Raw genomic sequence first — 19,099 nt, 5'->3', positions numbered from 1 at the left:
TTAACGCATACCGACTTGCGCTTAACACCCCGCGCTGGTGCGGGTACCGTCGAAACATCGGGCAAGTCGAAAAACCGCGCTGCCCACGAACCAGAATTTTATAGCGCCCAGCTAATCCCGGATTCTCGAGCCCCGCGCGCTGCTGTGGCCGTAAGTCCGTGGTGACTATGCAGGTAATCGTGTCATCGACGCATTGTCGCGGTGGCACAGCAAACTAGTCGAGGAGATATCTAGCGTTGGTGGGCATCGTGCTTGGCGTCTCGATGGCGCCGACGAACGTCCGCATGGTGCTGGTGGAAGGTGAAGGCGCCGACGGGGCCACCGTCGACGAGGAGAAGTTCGACGTCGGCCTGGATGCGTTCGGCTCCGCGGGGCCGTCCACGGCGCCCACCCAAGTGGTGTCCGCCATCCTCGGGACCCGTGAGGGCGCGGCCGAGGGCGGCTACCAGCTGCTCTCGACGGGAGTGACGTGGACCGATCACGTCGAGGCCGCCATGCTGCGCGATGCGCTGGCCGCCCACAAGGTCGAGAACGTCATGCTGGTCTCGGCATTCATGGCCGCGGCCGCGCTCACCCAGGCTGTGGGCGACGCCACCAACTACGCGCGCACCGCGCTGCTCTTCGTCGAGCCGTATACCGCGACGCTGGCGGTGGTCGATAGCGCGGACGGATCGATCAGCGACGTGCATCGGCGGGTTCTCGCCGAGGACGAGGACCGGGCCGTTGCCGAGCTCGTCGAGCTGGTTTCCGATGCCGAGGCGCTGGAAACGCGCCCGGATGGCGTCGTCGTCGTCGGCTCCGGCGTCGACATCCCGCTGATCATGCCCGCGCTGGAGGCCGCGACATCCCTTCAGGTGTCGGTCCCCGACGAACCGGAGATGGCCCTGGCACGCGGTGCCGCGCTGGCGTCGGCGAACGCGCCGTTGTTCGCGTCGTCGACCGCCGCCTTGGCCTACGCGCTGGACCCCGGCACCGGCGAGGTCGACCCGTTGGCCCTGGCCGGCCAGTTTCTCGGATTGTTGCCGGCGTACCAGCCCGAATACCGTCCCGTTCCCGAGCCCTCCGACGCCAAAGGCAAGCCCAACGTCGCCTACAGCGCGGTGCCGGACGACGACGTCGAGGCGGGCACCGTCATCGGCCTGGACGACGGCACGCAGCGGCGCAAATCCATTGCGCTGGTCGGCAGCATGCTGGCGGTGGTCTTCATCAGCGCCGTTGTGGTTCTTGAGATTGCGCTCGCGATCAGCATCCGTCCGACGGTCGCGCTGCGACCCAGCCCGAACGAAAACATCGTCGCCCCGACGCAGCCACCCGCGCCCGCGCCGGTACCCCAGGCCCAGCCGAAGATTCCGGAGCCCGCGCCGGTGGCCGTGCCGCATCCCGTCGCCCCGCCCGCCGCCGTTCCGGCGCCCGCGGCGCCGCCGGTCCCGGTTCCCGCGCTGCCCCCGCCTGTGTTCGTTCCCGTGCCTCGCGTTCCGGTGCTCGCGCCTCCCGTGCCCCGGCTGGAGGGTGGTCGCGGCCCCTTCGGTGGGGGGCCGGCGCCGCGCGGTCCCTTCGGCGGCGGCCGCGGTCCGTTCGGCGGGCATGGTCCGTTCGGCGGGCATGGCCCCTTCGGTGGTTTCGGCGGTGGGCATGGCCCCTTCGGTGGTTTCGGCGGTGGGCACGGGTTCGGGGGTGGCCACGGGTTTGGTGGCTTCGGGCACAGGTAACGGTTCGCCGCCGCCACGCCTGTCCGGCTGCGCGAGCTAGGGTGGCGAACTAGGGGCGGGTCAATCAGATTGCCAGCGAATAAGTTTGGAGAATGGGGGAGCGTGGACGTCGTCCTTGGGGTGTCTTTGGCACCCGAGACGGTCCGCATGGTGCTCGTCGAGGGCGAAGGCGCCGGCGGCGTCACCGTCGATCAGGCCGACTTTCCGACGCCGGGTACCGCCGCGGTCGATCAGGTGATCGAGGCCATCCAGGGCACTCGGGAAAGCGCGGCCCAGAGCGGCTATCGGCTGAGGTCGAGCGGGGTGACGTGGACCGATCAGTCTGCCGCCGCCGCGCTGCGAAATGCGTTGGCGGCGCGCAAGGTCGAGAACGTCATGCTGGTCTCGGCGTTCGTGGCCGCGGCGGCGCTCGCCCAGGCGGTCGGCAGCGCGACCAACTGCGCGCGCACGGCGCTGCTGTTCGTCGAGCAGGCCACGGCGACGCTTGCCGTCGTCGACACGTCGGACGGGTCCATCGCCGACGTGCAGCGCAAGCCCCTGCCCCACGGCGACCGCGCGGCGCTGGCGGAGCTGGCCGCAATGGTCGCGGGTGCCGAATCGATGCGCGCCCGCCCCGACGGCGTATTCGTCGTCGGCTCCGGCGTCGACATCCCGCACATCAAGCCCGCGCTGGAAGCGGCGACGTCGCTGTCGGTGACGGCGCCCGAGGAACCCGAGATGGCCTTGGCGCGGGGCGCCGCACTGGCATCGGCGAACGAGCAATTGGGAGCGCCGAGCACGGTCGAGATGCCATACGTGCAGGAGCAGGTGCGAGAGCTGGCATACAGCGCCGAGGCGGACCCCATGCCCGCCGACCAGCCGGAGCACGGAGAGCGCGACAGCCGAAAGATGCTGGCAATCCTCGGTGCGGCCGCGATACTCGTCGTCGGCGCCGTGGCCCTGACGGTGGCGCTCGCCGTCGGCATTCGCCCGCACGTGGACGATCGACCCGACGTCGGCAGGAACGTCGTCGCTCCGGCGACCCAGGCGGCGCCGCCCCCGAAAGCCCCGCCGGCGGCGCCAGCCCCGCCGCCGGCCCCCGCGCCGGCCGCCCCGAATCCGGGCCCAAGCTCCAACCCCCTTCCGCAGTGGCTACCGCCGCTGCCCAGGGACGATGATCACGACGATCATTGGGGGTGGCTGCGGCGCCACTTGGGGCACGGAGTCCTGGGTCCTTAGCCCGGTCGCCGACTGGGCGAAACCGCGTAAAATCGGGGGGCCAGGGGAATACAGGGTGGGGACTCAAGGCGTTCAGCAGTTGTTAACGCGTGCGACGGCCAGGTCCCTGGCCCCCGATGGCTAGCAAACGACGATGGAGGAGCTTTGGACACCGTACTTGGCGTGTCAATGGCGCCGACGGCCGTCCGTATGGTGCTGGTCGAAGGCGAGAATGGCGACGGTGCCACCGTCGATGAGGACAACTTCGATGTTGCCGCCGACGACGATGCGGCAACCATCACCGCGGCCGACCAGGTAGTCTCGGCGATCCTGGGCACCCGGGAGGGCGCGGCCGAGGGCGGCTATCAACTGGCGTCGACGGGTGTCACGTTCACCGACCCGATCGAGGCCGCCGCGCTGCGTGATGCGCTGGCCGCCCACAAGGTCGAGAACGTGATGTTGGTCTCGGCGTTTCTGGCCGCGGCCGCGCTGGCCCAGACGGTCGGCAACCAGACGAACTACGCGCGCACGGCGCTGCTGTACATCGAGCCCGAAACCGCGACCCTGGCGGTCGTCGACAGTGCGGACGGCTCGGTCACCGACGTTTACCGCCAGGCCCTGCCCAGCGACGACGAGGCGGCGGTGACTCAGCTGGCCTCGATGGTCGCCGGTGCCGAGGCGCTGGAGGCGCGGCCCGACGCCGTGTTCGTCATGGGTTCCGGCATCGACATCCCGATGATCAAGCCGGCGCTGGAGGCGGCGACGACGCTGCCGCTGACGGCGCCCGAGGAGCCCGACACCGCGCTGGCCCGGGGGGCGGCGCTGGCGTCGGCCAACGCGCCGCTGTTCGCGTCGTCCACCGCGGCGCTGGCCTACGCGCAGGACCCGGGCACCGGCGCCATAAATCCGTTCGCGGTCGCCCCCGGCTACTTCGACACACCCGCCACCGCCGACGCAAACGCGCTGGCCTACAGCGCCGTCGCGGACGACTTCGACGAGACCTACACCGGCGAGCACGCGACGCAACTGGTCGGCGCGGGCGGACGCGAGCGCGGGTCGTTCCGCCTGCTGGGCAGCGCGCTGGCGGCGCTCTTCGTCGTCGGCGTGACGGCGCTGGTGGTGTCGCTGGCCGTGGCCATCCGCCCGACCGCGGGCGTGCAGCCAGCCCCCGGCCACAACGTCGTCGCCCCCACCCAGGCGGCCCCGGCGCCGGCGGCCCCCGCTCCGGCGCCCGCAGAACCGGCCCCGGCCCCCGCGGCTCCCGCCCCGGCGCCGGCACCCGAGGCGGCTCCGGCTCCGGCGCCCGCGCCGGCACCCGAGGCACCGGCACCGGCCCCCGCGCCGGTTCCGGTCGCTCCGGCGCCCGCCCCGATTCCTGAGGCTCCCGCGCCGGCGCCGGTCCCTGTGCCGGAGGCCCCGGTGCCCGCTCCCGCGCCGCCGCCGGCCGTCGCGCCCATTCCGGTGCCGATCCCGTTGCCCATACCGGGCATCGGCGGCCCGCCGGGAGGTGTGTTCGGCCCGCCCGGCGGTGGATACGGCCCGCACGGCGGCGGCGAGGGTCCGCATGGCGGCGGTGGGTTCCCCGGGTTCCCCGGCGGTGGCGGAGGCCACGGCGGCTTCGGCGGTGGCGGCGGCTTCGGCGGCGGTCACGGCGGGGGCCGCCACTAGGCCTTTCGGGCCACCTGTCATCTCCCGTTTGCCTCTCGATTAGCGGCCAGATGCAGTTAGCTCATCGCGGCCACCTACACACGGTGGTATGCGATGCACCGTATTTGGCACCGGTTACCTGGGCGCCACGCACGCAGCGGGGATGGCCGAACTGGGGCACGAGGTCGTCGGCGTGGACATCGACGCCGGCAAGGTGGCCAAGCTGGCGGGCGGTGACATCCCGTTCTACGAACCCGGCCTGCGAAAGCTGTTGACCGACAACCTCGCTGCCGGACGACTGCAGTTCACCACCGACTACGAGATGGCGGCCGATTTCGCCGACGTGCATTTCCTCGGCGTGGGTACGCCGCAGAAGAAGGGCGAATACGGCGCCGACCTCTGCCACGTCCATGCGGTCATCGACGCGCTGGTGCCCCGGCTCACCAGGCCGTCGGTGCTCATCGGCAAGTCGACGGTGCCGGTGGGGACGGCGGCCGACCTCAACGAGCGGGCGGCCACGCTGGCGCGCGGCGGGGTCGACGTCGAAATCGCCTGGAACCCCGAGTTTTTGCGCGAGGGCTACGCGGTGCACGACACCCTGCACCCGGATCGCATCGTGCTCGGCATCCAAGAGGGTTCCACGCGCGCCGAGGCGGCGGCCCGCGAGATGTACGGCCCGCTGCTGGACGCCGGGGTGCCCTTCCTGGTGACCGATCTGCAGACCGCCGAGCTGGTCAAGGTCTCCGCGAATGCCTTTCTGGCGACGAAGATTTCGTTCATCAACGCCATCTCCGAGGTGTGCGAGGCGGCGGGCGCCGACGTCAGCCTGCTGGCCGACGCGCTGGGCTACGACCCGCGGATCGGGCGCCAATTCCTCAATGCCGGTTTGGGTTTCGGCGGCGGCTGCCTGCCCAAGGACATCCGCGCGTTCATGGCTCGCGCCGGTGAGCTGGGAGCCGACCAGGCGCTGACGTTCCTGCGCGAGGTGGACGGCATCAACATGCGCCGGCGCACCCGGATGGTCGAGCTCGCCACCACCGCCTGTGGCGGCTCGCTGCTGGGCGCCAACATCGCCGTGCTGGGTGCGGCGTTCAAACCCGAATCCGACGACGTCCGCGACTCGCCCGCGCTCAACGTCGCCGGGCAGCTTCAGCTCAACGGCGCCGCGGTCAACGTGTACGACCCCAAGGCGTTGGACAATGCGCAGCGGCTCTTCCCGACGCTGAACTACGCGGTGTCGGTCGAAGAGGCCTGCGAGCGGGCGGACGCGGTGCTGGTGCTCACCGAGTGGCGGCAGTTCGTCGACCTCGACCCGCGCGACCTTGCCGACCGGGTGCGGGCCCGCGTCGTCGTCGACGGCCGCAACTGCCTGGACGCCGCCCGCTGGGAGCAGGCAGGGTGGCGGGTGTTCCGGCTAGGGGCGCGGCGGCCCTAGCTCTCAGCTAGGCCAGGCCGTTGTTCCCGGCCGAGCCGAACAGCCCGCCGGTGCCACCGGTGCCGACGTTGCCCTCCGGCGTGCCGATCCCGGCGTTCCCACCGGTGCCGCCATTGCCGACCAGCACGGCGGCGCCGCCGCTACCGCCGTCACCGCCGCGGCCCGTGACGCCCTGGCCGCCGGGGCCGCCGTCACCGCCGTAACCGACCAGTGCCGCGTTGCCGCCGGTGCCGCCGTTCCCGCCGGTGGTCTCGCCGACCCCGCCGGCCCCGCCCGCGCCGCCGCTGCCCGAGATCCCCGCGGCGCTGCCGCCGCTCCCGCCGGCGCCTCCGGCGCCGCCGCCCCCGACGCCGCCGTTCCCGCCGCGCCCGGCGGTGCCCTGCACGGGGCCGGAGTTGCCGCCGTTGCCCCCGGCGCCCCCGTGGCCCGTGATGCCGGTACCGCCGGCGCCGCCGTCACCGCCGTTGCCTGAGATGCCCCTGGTGTTGCCGCCATGGCCGCCGGCGCCGCCATTGGTCTGCCCGGTTCCGCCGGCGCCGCCGGCCCCGGCCGAGCCCTCGAACATGCCGCCGGCGCCGCCGGCGCCCCCGGAACCGCCATCGCCGGTGCTGCCCGTGCCGCCGGCACCCCCGGCGCCGCCGTTCCCCCACACCACCCCGGCCCCGCCGTCGCCGCCGTTACCACCGTTTCCGTGGAGGCCGGTCCCGCCGGCCCCGCCGACCCCGCCGGCGCCGAGCAGGCCACCGTTGCCGCCGGCCCCGCCGTTTCCGCCGCCGGTTACGCCGGTGCCGCCGGCCCCGCCGGCACCGCCGGTGGGCTGGGTGGGCCCGCCGATCCCGCCGTTGCTGGCCAGGCTGAACACCCCGCCATTCCCGCCGGCGCCGCCGTTTCCGCCGACGCCGCTGGCCGAGAGCCCGCCCGCGCCGCCGGCGCCGCCGGCGCCGAAGATCCCGCCCATCCCGCCGTTGCCGCCATTCCCGCCGGGGACACCGAGACCCGTCGAGAACCCGCCGGCACCGCCGGCGCCGCCGGCGCCGAACAGCGCGCCGGCCCCGCCGTTGCCGCCGTTGCCGCCGACCGCACCCGACCAGCCCGCGCCGCCCGCGCCGGCCGCGCCGAGCAGCCCGGCGGCCCCGCCGTTGCCGCCGTTGGGGTGGCTGGCCCCACCCGAGCCACCCGCCCCGCCGTTGCCGATCAGGATTCCGGCGTCGCCGCCGTTCTGCCCGGTTCCCGGGGCTCCGTTGGCGCCGTTGCCGACCAGCGGCCGCCCGAAGAGCGCCTCCGTGGGCGCGTTGATGGCGTCCAGCAGCGTCTGCTGGACGTTGGCGGCCTCGGCGCCGGCGTACGACGCCGCGCCCCCGGTCAAGGCCTGGACGAACTGGTCGTGAACGGCCGCCGCCCGAGCGGTCAGCGCATGAAAGTCCAACGCCTGGCCGGAAAACAGCGACGCGATGGCAGCCGACACCTCGTCGGCGCCCGCGGCCGCCACCCGCGTCGTCGAGGCCGCCGCGGCCGCGTTGGCCGCGCTGAGCGTTGCACCGATGCCAGCCAAGTCCGAAGCCGCCGCCCCCAGCGCCTCCGGTACCGCGATCACAAACGACATGCCCCCGCCCTTTCGTCAGACAGGACGGACGTTATCGCTATCGTCGGCCTGCCGCATTGGATCAAGCCGGTCGGGGCCGCCGAGTAGCCTGACCCCGTGGACTATGCCGCCGAGTTCCTCACCGAAAACCGGGCCTTCGCCGAACTTTTCCGCGGTGTCGACGAATCCACGCCCGTGCCCACGTGCCCCGGCTGGAGCGTCAGCCAGCTGTTGCGCCATGTCGGGCGCGGCGACCGGTGGGCGGCGCAGATCGTGCGTGACCGGCTCCAGGAATACCTCGATCCCCGCACCGTCGAGGGCGGCAAGCCGCCACCGGATCCGGCCGACGCGATCTCCTGGCTGCACGGCGGCGCGCAGCGGCTGGTGGACGCCGTCGAGTTGTCGGGCGTGGAAACACCGGTGTGGACCTTCCTCGGCACGCGCCCGGCGAACTGGTGGGTCCGGCGCCGGCTGCACGAGACGGCGGTGCACCGCGCCGACGCCGCCCTCGCGACCGGCAGCGAATTCACCCTGGGCGCCGAGATCGCGGCCGACGGGATAACGGAATGGCTTGAGCGCGTGGCCATTCAGGCCGGAAGCGACGGGTCGCCCCTGCCGCTGGAGGCCGGCAGCACCCTGCACCTGCACGCCACCGACCCTGGACTGGGCGACGCCGGTGAATGGACGATCGGTGTCGACTGCGGCGCGATCACCTGGTCGCACGAGCACGGCAAGGGCAGCGCGGCGCTGCGCGGCGGCGCCACCGAACTTTTGCTGGCGCTGGTTCGCCGGGTCTCGCTGGCCGACACCGGCATCGAGCTGTTCGGGGACGACGCCGTGTGGCAGAACTGGCTGGACCGTACGCCTTTGTAACTCGGGCGGACACGGTAGCTTGCTGACCATGACCACATCGGAGATCGCCACCGTTCTGGCGTGGCACGACGCCCTCAACGCCTCGGACCTGGAAACCCTGGAGGCCTTGTCCAGCGAGGACATCGAAATTGGCGACGCTCACGGGGCCGCGCAGGGTCATGAGGCGCTGCGCAGGTGGGCCGGTTCTCGCGAAGGCACGGCCGAACCCGGACGCATGTATGTGCACGACGGCGTCGTCGTCGTCGAAGAGAAGGTCAGCACCCCGGACGGGGAGGTCACGAACGCCGCGTCGGCATTCCGGGTGGTCCGCGATCACGTCACGTCGGTGTTCCGGCACGAGGATCTGGCAGCGGCTTTGGCCGCCACGGAACTCACCGAGTCCGACCTCGTAAATTAGGCCCGAACAGAGAGGCACCTATGCGTGGGATCATCCTGGCCGGCGGATCGGGCACCCGTCTGCACCCGATCACGATCGGCATCAGCAAGCAGTTGTTGCCCGTCTACGACAAGCCGATGGTGTACTACCCACTGTCCACGCTGATGATGGCGGGCATTCGCGACATCCTGGTGATCACCACCCCGCACGACGCGGCCGGCTTCGAGCGGCTCCTCGGCGACGGCTCGCAATTCGGCATCAGCCTCAGCTACGTCCAGCAGCACGAACCCGAAGGCCTGGCACAGGCTTTCGTGCTCGGCGCCGACCACCTCGGCAACGACTCGGCCGCGTTGGTGTTGGGCGACAACATCTTCTACGGCCCCGGCCTGGGCACCAGCCTGAGCCGCTTCCAAAACATCAGCGGCGGAGCGATTTTCGCGTACTGGGTGGCCAACCCGTCCGCCTACGGTGTCGTCGAGTTCAGCGACGACGGCATGGCGCTGTCGCTGGAGGAGAAGCCGGCCACCCCGAAGTCCCAATATGCGGTGCCGGGCCTGTACTTCTACGACAACGACGTGATCGAGATCGCCAAGAACCTGAAGAAATCGGCGCGCGGCGAGTACGAGATCACCGAGGTCAACCAGATCTACCTCAACCGTGGCCGGCTGTCGGTCGAGGTGATGGCGCGCGGGACGGCGTGGCTGGACACGGGCACCTTCGACTCGCTGCTGGACGCCAGCGACTACGTCCGCACGCTGGAACGGCGGCAGGGGCTGAAGGTCAGCGTGCCCGAGGAAATCGCCTGGCTGCAGGGCTGGATCAGCGACGAGCAGCTGGCCAAGCGGGCGCACACCCTGGTCAAGTCCGGTTATGGCGACTACCTGCTGGGGCTGCTGGAACAGCGGCGCTGACCGGGGCCGGCTCTGGGCCCGGTTTCGCCAGCACCGCCGCGATCGCCGTCGTCAACGGCACCGACAGCGCCAACGCGATGCCGCCGACCGCCGAGCGGGCGAGTTCGATGGCCACGCTCTCGCTGATCAGCACGTCACCCAGCGAGCGATTCGAGACGCTGAACAGCAGCAGCAACGGGAGCGACGTGCCGGCGTAGGCCAGCACCAGCGTGTAGACCGTGCTGGCGATGTGATCGCGGCCTACCCGGATGGCGCCGACGAAGATGGCCCGCCGGGAGCCGCCGAGGTGGGCGAGCTCGAACACCGTCGACGCCTGGGTCACGGTCACGTCGTTGAGCACACCGAGCGAGCCGATGATGAACCCGGCGAGCAGCAGCCCGCTGATCGACACGTTGCCCAGATATGCCGAGACCTGGCCGTTCTGGTCATCCGACAGGCCGGTGAGATGGGCCAGATCGACTGCGGCCCAAGATAATCCGGCGGCCAGCAGCAGCGCCGACAGGGTGCCCAGCAGGGCGGCGCTGGTCCGCAGGCTCACCCCGTGGGCAAGGTAGATCACCGCGTACAGGATGACCGCGGAGGCCACCAACGCGACGGGGACGGCGGGGGCGCCGTCGCGCAGCGCCGGCAGCAGGAACACCACCAGCACCAGGAACGCGACGACGATGCCGACCAGCGCGAGCAGCCCGCGCCAGCGGGCCACCGCGACGATCACCACCGCGAACGCGACGGCGAGCGCGACCAGCGGCCAGCCGCGTTCGAAGTCGTAGAAGGCGTAGCTGGTGGTGCCCTGCTCGTCGACCTGCCGGACGAGCCGGACGCGATCGCCGGCCCCGAAGTGGGCCTGGCCGGGGCCGGGGGAGGACTCCAGCAGTGTCTTGGCGCCCGCGTTCGGGCCGGAGTCGATGGCGATCAGCGTGAGGATGCATCGCCCGGCGCCGGGGGCCGCCTGTTGCGGCGCGGTGGTGAGCACCTGACCCGCCGACGGGCTGCCGCAGTCGCCCAGCGCGCTGGACAGCACGTGTCCCTTTTGGGTGCTCACGGCGCCGCCCGCCGCGTTCTGGAACGGCATCGGGATGTCGACGTGCTGGCGGCTCGGCCAGAGCAACGCCGCACCGGCCAGCACGGCGACGCCGATGGCGATCAGCAGCCCGACGACGATCCTGGCGGGCAGCGGATCCAGCCCGGATGGGGCCCCGGGCGAGCTGCGAAGGCTGTGCGAATGTGAGTGCGCCACCCGGTCGAGGGTAGAGGGCGGCGCCGAAACCCCGTTACTGCCGGTAGCTGGCCAGGAAGTTGCCCAGCCGCTCGATCGCGGCGGCGAGATCGCGGGACCACGGCAGGGTCACGATGCGCAGGTGATCCGGCGCCGGCCAGTTGAAACCGGTGCCCTGGGTGACGAGGATCTTCTCGGACAGCAGCAGCTCAAGGACGAGCTGCTCGTCGTCCTCGATGTCGTAGACCTCGGGATCCAGCCGGGGAAACGCGTACAAGGCGCCCTCCGGTTTGACGCAGGACACCCCGGGGATCTCGTTGAGCTTGGTCCAGGCGACGTCGCGCTGTTCGAGCAGCCGGCCGCCGGGAAGCACCAGGTCCTCGATGCTCTGGTGGCCGCCGAGGGCCACCTGGATCGCGTGCTGCGCCGGGACGTTGGGGCACAGCCGCATGTTGGCCAGCAGGCTGATCCCCTCGATGAAGCTGCTGGCGTGCTCCTTGGGCCCGGTGATAGCCAGCCAGCCGGCCCGGTAGCCGGCGACCCGGTAGGCCTTCGACAGGCCGTTGAAGGTCAGGCACAGCATGTCGGGCGCCAGCGTGGCGAGGCTGATGTGCTTGGCGTCGTCGTAGAGGATCTTGTCGTATATCTCGTCGGCCAGCAGCAGCAGCTGGTGCTTGCGCGCCAGGTCGACCATCTGGGTGAGGATCTCGCGGCTGTAGACGGCGCCGGTGGGGTTGTTCGGGTTGATCACGACCAGCGCCTTGGTGCGCTCGGTGATCTTGGATTCCAGGTCGGCGATGTCGGGCTGCCAGTTCTGGGTCTCGTCGCACAGGTAGTGCACGGGCGTGCCGCCGGCCAGCGAGGTCGACGCCGTCCACAGCGGGTAGTCCGGCGCCGGGATCAGGACCTGATCGCCGTTGTCGAGCAGGGCCTGCAGCGTCATCGTGATCAGCTCGGATACCCCGTTGCCCAGGTAGACGTCGTCGACGTCGAACCGCGGAAAGCCTTCGACCAGCTCGTAGCGGGTGACCACCGCGCGCCGGGCCGGCAGAATGCCCTGCGAGTCGGAGTAGCCCTGGGCGTACGGCAGGGCCTGGATCATGTCGCGCATGATCACGTCGGGCGCCTCGAAGCCGAACGGCGCCGGGTTGCCGATGTTGAGCTTGAGGATGCGGTGTCCCTCGGCCTCCAGCCGCGCGGCGTGCTGGTGCACCGGGCCGCGGATCTCGTACAGGACGTCCTGCAGTTTGGACGACTGCGCGAAGGACCGCTGCCGATGATGGCCGGTGATATGCGCGGGCAGCTGGTGAGTACTCACGTCCCTATGGTGCCATCGTTGTCCAATGAAATTTGCTGACGGACCTCAATCTGTGATCAACGCCTGCCCGGTGGGGCGGAATCTTCGCTATTCCCGATGCGAGTAAACACGCGTTACGCTTGTTTTCGACGAATCGGGCCACGTCGCCGAGCACGAGAACGTGACCGAAAGGAAGGCCCGCATGCGGGGCATCGAGAGTCGGCTCGGAGCTTTGGCAGGGTAGGCGTGGACTTCTGGGCTCCCCCCGAGATCACATCAGCACTGATTCATTCAGGGCCGGGGCCCGGATCGTGGCTCACCGCTGCCGACGCCTGGCGCCAGCTGGTGACCGAGCTGGGACAGACCGCCGCCGACTACGCCTCCACCGTGGCGAGCATTCCCTGGCAAGGACCATCGGCGACGGCGATGACTTTGTCGAGCCTTCCGTACATCGCCTGGCTACAAACCACCGCAGCCCAGGCCGCTCAGATGTCGATGGCGGCCACCACCATGGCCAGTTCGTTCGTCGCCACCAAGGCCGCTGTCGTGCATCCCAGCGTGGTCGCCGCGAACCGCACGCTGCTCGCCGATCTGATCGCGACGAACTTCTTCGGCATCAACTTCCCGGCCATCGCCGCCACCGAAATCCAGTACCTGCAGATGTGGGCGGATAACACGACCGCGATGCTGGGCTATCAAGCCACCAGCCTGCAGACCATGGCGATGCCGATGTTCAGTGCCCCATCCCCGATGACCACTCCGACGGCCGCCGCGGCTCAAACGGCCGCCGTGACCGCGGCGGCGGCACCCGCCCAGGGCATCCTCGACAATCCGTTCGTTCAGACCGTCAACGCCTACCTGGAAAGCCTGGTCAGCAGCGGCGTCTTTAACCCGCAGGCCGAGCTGGGCTTGATCATGAGCGGCCACGATTTCTTCCCCGGTCAGTACCCAGACGTCCTGGCCGCGACCCCCCGCAACCTGGCCATTGCCTACAACCTCACCGGTCCCGAGGCCGTGGGAGGGTCCCCCAACATCTACGCTGCCGCCGCCTATGCGCCCGCCGCCGAGACTTCGGCCACCGCTTCGATGGGCACGGGGATGTACGTCAGCAACCTGGTGGTCCCGCCTTCGGCCGTCACCTCCCCGATCCAGCTGTCGGCCTCGGAGGCGCCGCTGATGGCAACAACAGCCGACGGCGCTCCACTGGTCCCGATGTTCGTCCCGCCGATGCCACCGGGGGCGCGTAAGGCCCAGCAGGACAAGCCGGCAGAGAAAGGCTACGGACCGCCGATCTTCGGCACGATCATGCGGCGACCTCCAGCAGGCGGATGAGACGAACGCCCAGCCGGCCCCACTACAGGGTTACCGAGTCGCCGGCCCGCCCTCGATCTGGGGGCGCAGATTTGGGGACCCAGAGGTCCCGACAAACTTGCCCCAACTGTCCGTACAAGGGGCTGGCCTGGCAATCGTTTTGGTATCTCTGCAGCGGTTCCTCGGGCGGGGGTGTGTCGACGCAAGCCTGGTGGGCAGCGGGATCGTTGATGCCGGCACAGGGATCGTCGGCGCGTGCTTGTGGTGGTGGAATGCACAGGGATGCCAGTGCAATGGCTGCTGTCGCGCCCACTATTGCCCTCTTCACCACTTCGTCCCTTCGCGCCCGCGAAATGGCCCCTATTGTCGCCACTCCAGAATCGCGCAAAATCCCTGCCGTGGCACGCCTCTTTCTGAGGCGCATTCCGCTAAGACGGGCGAAAGGTTTCGGCGCTAGAGGCTAGCCGCAAACTTGGCCCACCTGTCCGTCTAGAGGGCTGGCCCCCTCGCAGTCACCCAGAAGGTGTCGGCGCTTGGGGTCATGGGGCATGAATCCGTTGATGCAAGCCTGGTGGGCACCGGGATCGGTGACGCTGACGCATGGATCGTCGGCGTGCGCTGGTGCTGGTGGAACGAAGAGGGGTGCCAGTGTCATCGCTGCTGCCGCCGAAACGCCGATTAACGCCCGCTTCATCAGTTCGTCCTCTCGTAACCCCCGATTGACCGCGTCGTTGTCGGCGTGGACGCAGTCTCGCACGTTGGGACGCCGCTCGCAGCGCGACACGGGCGACGCGGTCGTGGTGGCCGACCACGTCGAGATGAGGTGACGGAAAGGTCAGCAGACCCGAGCGGTGGCGGTATCCGCGATCAACGCTTGCCCGGCGGGCGAGCGCCACGCGCGATGCCCAGGCCCTTCACCGGGGTTTCGGGCTTCGCCGCGTCGCCGTCGGGCTGCGCCGACGGCTCCGGCTTGTGCTCGGGCTCGGCCTCGGGTTGCTCGGCCGGGGCCTCGGCGGGCTTGGCTGGGGCAGCGGCCTTCTTGGCGCCGGGCCGCTTGGCGCCGGCCGCGATGCCGAGCCCCTTCACCGGTGCGGCGGGCGCCGCGGGAGCCTTCGCCTCTTCGGCCGGTGCGGCCGGTGTGGCTGGCTCGGCAGGTGCCTCGGTTGCCTTTGCCGCCGGAGCCGCCGACTTCTTGGCGCCGGGTCGTTTCGCCCCGGCCGCCAGGCCGAGGCCCTTCGCCGGCGCGGCGGGTGCCGCGGGAGCCTTGGCCTCTTCGGCCGGTGCGGCGGGCTGAGCGGCCGGGGCCTCGGCCGCGGAAGGGGCCTTCGCGGCGGGTGCCGCCTTCTTTGCGCCGGGGCGCTTGGCGCCGCCGGCGATGCCCAGGCCCTTGGCCGGCGCCGGCGCCGCGGCCTTGGCCGGCTCCGGCTCGGCGGCCTTGTCCGGCGCGGCTTCCTCTGCCTTGGCCGGCGCCTCGGCGGGCGCGGCCGGCGCCGCGGCCTTGGGTGCGGCGGCCGCCCGCTTCTCGGCCTCCTTCGCGGCCGTGCCCTTCTCGGGCAGCGTCGCCTTGTCGTACTCGATCGACCCGAGCAGCACCTGCGCGACGTCGAGCACCTCGACGCCGCTGCGGCCGGCCTCCTCCTGCCGGTCGTTGACGCCGTCGGTGACCATCACCCGGCAGAACGGGCAGCCGGTCGCGATGGTGGCCGCGCCGGTCCCCAGCGCCTCGTCGACGCGTTCGTGGTTGATCCGCTTGCCGATGTGCTCTTCCATCCACATGCGCGCACCACCCGCGCCGCAGCAGAAGCTGCGCTCGGCGTGCCGCGGCATCTCGGTGAGGGTGGCGCCCGCCGCGCCGATCAGCTCGCGCGGCGCCTCGTACACCTTGTTGTGCCGGCCCAAATAACACGGGTCGTGGTACGTGATCTCCTGGGAGACGGACGTAACCGGCACCAGCTTCTTGTCCCGCACCAGCCTGTTGAGCAGCTGCGTGTGGTGCAGCACGGTGTAGTTGGAGCCCAGCTGCCGGTACTCCTTGCCCAGGGTGTTGAAGCAGTGCGGGCAGGTGACGACGATCTTGCGGTCGACGGTCTCCACGCCCTCGAACAGCCCGTCCAGGGTCTCGACGGCCTGGGCGGCCAGCTGCTGGAAGAGGAACTCATTGCCCGACCGGCGCGCGGAGTCGCCGTTGCACGTTTCGCCCGTGCCCAGCACCAGGTACTTCACGCCGGCGACGGCCAGCAGCTCGGCGACGGCCTTGGTGGTCTTCTTCGCCTTGTCGTCGTACGCGCCGGCGCAGCCCACCCAGAACAGGTACTCGTAGCCGTCGAAGCTGTCGACGTCCTCGCCGTACACCGGGACGTCGAAGTCGACCTCGTCGATCCAGTTGGTCCGGTCCGAGGCGTTCTGGCCCCACGGATTCGCTTTGGTCTCAAGGTTTTTGAACAGCACCGACAGCTCGGATGGGAACTCCGACTCCATCATCACCTGGTAGCGGCGCATGTCGACGATGTGGTCCACGTGCTCGATGTCCACCGGGCACTGCTCGACGCACGCGCCGCACGTCACGCAGGACCACAGCACGTCGGGGTCGATGACGCCGCCCTGCTCGGCGGTGCCGACAAGTGGGCGGGTCGCCTGCTCCGGACCCGAGCCCATCACGCGGCCGAAGCCCGACTCGGGGACGTGATGCTGCTCGGCGTGCTTCTCGCCGCTCAGGTTCTCGGCGACCCCGCCCTCCGGGGTGTTCTCGAGCGGAGTCTCCTTGTCCCCCAGGATGTATGGCGCCTTGGCCATCCAGTGGTCGCGCAGGTCCATGATGACGAGCTTGGGCGACAGCGGCTTTCCGGTGTTCCAGGCCGGACACTGCGACTGACAGCGCCCACACTCGGTGCAGGTGGCGAAGTCGAGCATGCCCTTCCAGGTGAAGTCCTCGATTTTGCCGCGGCCGAATTGCGCGTCGTCCGGCGGGTTTTCGAAGTCGATCGGCTTGCCTTCGGACTCGATCGGCAGCAGCGGGCCGAGCCCGTCGGGCAGGCGCTTGAAGATGACGTTGATGGGCGCCAGGAAGATATGTAAGTGCTTGGAGTGCAACACGATCAGCAGGAACGCCAGCATGACGCCGATGTGCAGCATCAGGGCGACGGTCTCGACGATCTCATTGGTGTTGTGCCCCAACGGCCGCAGCAGCGAGCCCATGAAGTGGCTGAAGAAAGCGCCGCGGCCGTAGGGGAATTCGTCGCCGAGCGAATTCACCGAGGCCCCGCGGAAGATGGCGTACGTCCAGATGACGTTGAAGATCATGAACAGGATCAGCCAGGCGCCACCGGTGTGTGAGCCGTAGAAGCGGGACTGGCGGCCGTACTCTTTCGGCTCGGTGCGCAGCCGGATGATCGCGAAGGTCACGATGCCGGTCAGCACGGCCAGCGCGAAGAAGTCCTGCAGGGCGCCCAGCGCGTCCCAGCGGCCGATGATCGGGAGGTGGAAGTTGGGCTGGAACAGCACGCCGTAGGCCTCGATGTAGACCGTCAGCAGGATGAAGAATCCCCACATGGTGAAGAAGTGCGCCAGACCGGGCAGCGACCACTTCAGCAGCTTGCGCTGCCCGAAAACCTCGGTGAGTTCCGTCCAGATGCGGTTGCCGACGTGGTCGGCGCGCCCGCTGGCCGGCTGGCCCGACATGACCAGCTTGTTCAGCCACAGGACGCGGCGCGCAGCGAAAGCGCCCACCACCACGGTCATGCCCAGTCCGAGTATCAGTCTGATGAGCGTTTGCGTGGTCACAGAAGGTCTCCCCAATTCCTAGTTTTTGCCTACCGAGGCTTGCTCATAGTGACATCTGGGTAGGTTTCGGTGCGAGATAGGCTGCCCTAAGTCGCCGCCCGGCGGCGCCCGTGGCCTGCGGCTAACGCCCGAACGGCGGTTGCGGCAGGGGCAGCGGCAGCGGCCTTTGCCGCGTGGTCGTCGGCGCCGCGGTGGTGGTCGCCTGCGACGTCGTGGTCGGCTGGGCACTCGTGGTGGTCGGCGCCGCCGTTGTGGTCGTGGGCGGCGGACTGCTGGTCGTGCTCGTCGACGGAGGCTCGGTCGACGACGACGGCGGTGGCGGCGGGGGCGGAAGCACCGTCACGGTGGTGCTGCCGTTCGGCTGTGTGATCGTTTCCGTCTGCGATGTTTGCGGCGGCGCTTGTTCGGTCGGCGGGGTGTTGTTGGTCGGGGTGGTTTTCGGGTGGCCCAGGGTCAGCGCCAACGCCACCGCGAGCAGCACGGCCGCGGCCGCGCCGACGACGCTCAACACCAGCGCGGTGCGCTTGTACCACGGCAGCGTCGCGCTCGCGGCGGCGAGGCGGCCGCTGTCGGTGTCACCCAATCTCGTTGGCTCCCGGCCGTATTCGCCGGTCATGTCGGGGCCGACGTAGGGCACCGGCTCGGCGGCGTCGTCGGCGTCGGCCGACCACGCCAGGGCGGGGCCGCCGTCGACGACCTTGGCGGTCTCGACCAATTCGGTCGGGTTCTCGACGACGGGGCTGGCGGCGGTCGCTACGCCCGCCGCGGCCTGCTGCTGGCCCAGCACCGCGGCGCCGACGGCGGCGGCGAGCGCGGGCTGCGGCGCGGTGTGGATCGGCACCCGCAGGCGCTCCGACAAACGCGCGGCGACCAACGGGATGCTGGCGCCCCCGCCGACGGCCGCCACCGCCGCCAGGTTGGATCGCTCAATCCCGTTGCGCTGCAACGTGTCTTCGACGGTGCCTATAAATCCGTCCAGCGGCTGCGAGATGAGCTGTTCGAGTTCGGCGCGGGTAAGCCGGACCTCGTCACCGGCAGTGGCGGTGCTGGACAGCTGCTCCTTGACGCGGCGGCATTGGGCGAGTTGGCGGGCCTGCGCGCCGATTCGGGCGGTGCTGGCCAGGTCGGTGCTGGTGGCGTCGGAGCCGCCCGCCCGCACGTAATCAAGGATGAGCTGGTCGATCCCGTCGCCGGAGAAGTCGGTGTAGCGCACCGAAGAACCGATCTGGGCGAGGGTCGGCCCGGCATTGATCAAGGTGACGCTGGTGCCGCTGGCGCCGAAATCGCACACCGCGACGACGCCGGCCGGTAACCCCGAGTGGGCGCGCAGCGTCGCGAGCGCGGCGGTGGCGTCGGAGATCAGGGCCGGCGCCACACCGCCGCGGGTCAGGTCCGGCTGGGCGAAAAATTCGTCGCGCAGCGCGGTGGTTTGCGCCTCCGACCAGTAGGCGGGAACCGCGACGGTGACGGGCGTGCCGTAGCCCACCGTGCGCGCCATGGCCTCGATCGCCTCGACCGTCAGCACCTCGCCGAGGTACTTCGTCCCGTCGGCCGCCACCAGCGGGGCGCGGTCCCCGACCCGCTCGACGAACCCGCGCAGCACCAGACCCGGTTCGGACAGGTTCGGGTTTTCCTCCGGCAAGCCGATTTCGGTGGGCCGGTGCTCGAACAGCGTCAACACCGAGCTGCGGACCACGGGACTACTGCCCGAACGGACCGCCACCAGGTTGGCCGCCCCGATCGACAGCCCGAGCGCCTCGCTCAT

General features: G+C 70.4%; 12 protein-coding genes and 1 pseudogene. 8 read left to right on the top strand and 5 right to left on the bottom strand.

The features are described 5' to 3' along the window. Positions 1-236 precede the first annotated feature (236 nt). The 4 genes from AC5Y4S_RS15195 (at position 237) to AC5Y4S_RS15180 (ending at position 5,988) form a co-directional block, all read left to right on the top strand. Positions 237-1,709: a DUF7159 family protein gene (locus AC5Y4S_RS15195; RefSeq protein ID WP_500033553.1), complete on the top strand. Its 1,473-nt coding sequence runs from the start codon at positions 237-239 to the stop codon at positions 1,707-1,709. 102 nt (positions 1,710-1,811) lie between these two features. After that, positions 1,812-2,927: a DUF7159 family protein gene (locus AC5Y4S_RS15190; RefSeq protein WP_500033551.1), complete on the top strand. Its 1,116-nt coding sequence runs from the start codon at positions 1,812-1,814 to the stop codon at positions 2,925-2,927. A 144-nt stretch (positions 2,928-3,071) separates the two neighbouring features. Further along, positions 3,072-4,574 carry a DUF7159 family protein gene (locus AC5Y4S_RS15185; protein WP_500033550.1) on the top strand — a complete coding sequence of 501 codons (1,503 nt, stop codon included), beginning with the start codon at positions 3,072-3,074 and terminating at the stop codon, positions 4,572-4,574. An 88-nt stretch (positions 4,575-4,662) separates the two neighbouring features. Beyond that, on the top strand, positions 4,663-5,988 hold the full coding sequence (locus tag AC5Y4S_RS15180; RefSeq protein ID WP_500033549.1) for a UDP-glucose dehydrogenase family protein: 1,326 nt from the start codon (positions 4,663-4,665) through the stop codon (positions 5,986-5,988). A gap of 7 nt (positions 5,989-5,995) precedes the next feature. On the opposite strand, the gene AC5Y4S_RS15175 is transcribed toward AC5Y4S_RS15180, so the two are convergent. Then, a complete protein-coding gene (locus AC5Y4S_RS15175) occupies positions 5,996-7,591 on the bottom strand; it encodes a PE family protein (protein ID WP_500033548.1) in 1,596 nt (531 codons plus the stop codon). Positions 7,592-7,687: 96 nt separating this feature from the next. Here AC5Y4S_RS15175 and AC5Y4S_RS15170 point away from each other — a divergent pair, with 96 nt between their 5' ends. The 3 genes from AC5Y4S_RS15170 to rfbA are packed head-to-tail and all read left to right on the top strand — an operon-like array spanning position 7,688 to position 9,730. Continuing rightward, positions 7,688-8,443, top strand: a complete 756-nt coding sequence (locus AC5Y4S_RS15170) for a maleylpyruvate isomerase family mycothiol-dependent enzyme (protein WP_500033547.1) — start codon at positions 7,688-7,690, stop codon at positions 8,441-8,443. Positions 8,444-8,471: 28 nt separating this feature from the next. Further along, a complete protein-coding gene (locus AC5Y4S_RS15165; protein ID WP_500033546.1) occupies positions 8,472-8,840 on the top strand; it encodes a nuclear transport factor 2 family protein in 369 nt (122 codons plus the stop codon). 20 nt (positions 8,841-8,860) lie between these two features. Continuing rightward, positions 8,861-9,730, top strand: coding sequence for a glucose-1-phosphate thymidylyltransferase RfbA (gene rfbA / locus AC5Y4S_RS15160; protein ID WP_500033545.1), 870 nt, complete (start codon positions 8,861-8,863; stop codon positions 9,728-9,730). Here rfbA and AC5Y4S_RS15155 read toward each other — a convergent pair. Continuing rightward, positions 9,678-10,967 (bottom strand): YibE/F family protein, encoded by a 1,290-nt coding sequence (locus AC5Y4S_RS15155; RefSeq protein WP_500033544.1) that lies wholly within the window; start codon positions 10,965-10,967, stop codon positions 9,678-9,680. The two genes, rfbA and AC5Y4S_RS15155, sit on opposite strands and share 53 nt — an antisense overlap. Positions 10,968-11,001: 34 nt before the next feature. Further along, positions 11,002-12,290: pseudogene (locus AC5Y4S_RS15150) on the bottom strand (pyridoxal phosphate-dependent aminotransferase). Between the two features lie 70 nt (positions 12,291-12,360). Between AC5Y4S_RS15150 and AC5Y4S_RS15145 the strand changes: the two are divergent. Then, positions 12,361-13,575, top strand: coding sequence for a PPE family protein (locus AC5Y4S_RS15145; RefSeq protein WP_500033543.1), 1,215 nt, complete (start codon positions 12,361-12,363; stop codon positions 13,573-13,575). Between the two features lie 846 nt (positions 13,576-14,421). On the opposite strand, the gene AC5Y4S_RS15140 is transcribed toward AC5Y4S_RS15145, so the two are convergent. Together AC5Y4S_RS15140 and AC5Y4S_RS15135 are read right to left on the bottom strand one after the other, a co-directional pair. After that, positions 14,422-17,334, bottom strand: coding sequence for a heterodisulfide reductase-related iron-sulfur binding cluster (locus tag AC5Y4S_RS15140; protein ID WP_500033542.1), 2,913 nt, complete (start codon positions 17,332-17,334; stop codon positions 14,422-14,424). Between the two features lie 121 nt (positions 17,335-17,455). Beyond that, positions 17,456-19,099: an Hsp70 family protein gene (locus AC5Y4S_RS15135; protein ID WP_500033541.1), complete on the bottom strand. Its 1,644-nt coding sequence runs from the start codon at positions 19,097-19,099 to the stop codon at positions 17,456-17,458.

This window comes from Mycobacterium sp. NGS64, assembly GCF_059812245.1.
This window is presented reverse-complemented; position numbering and strand designations above follow the sequence as displayed.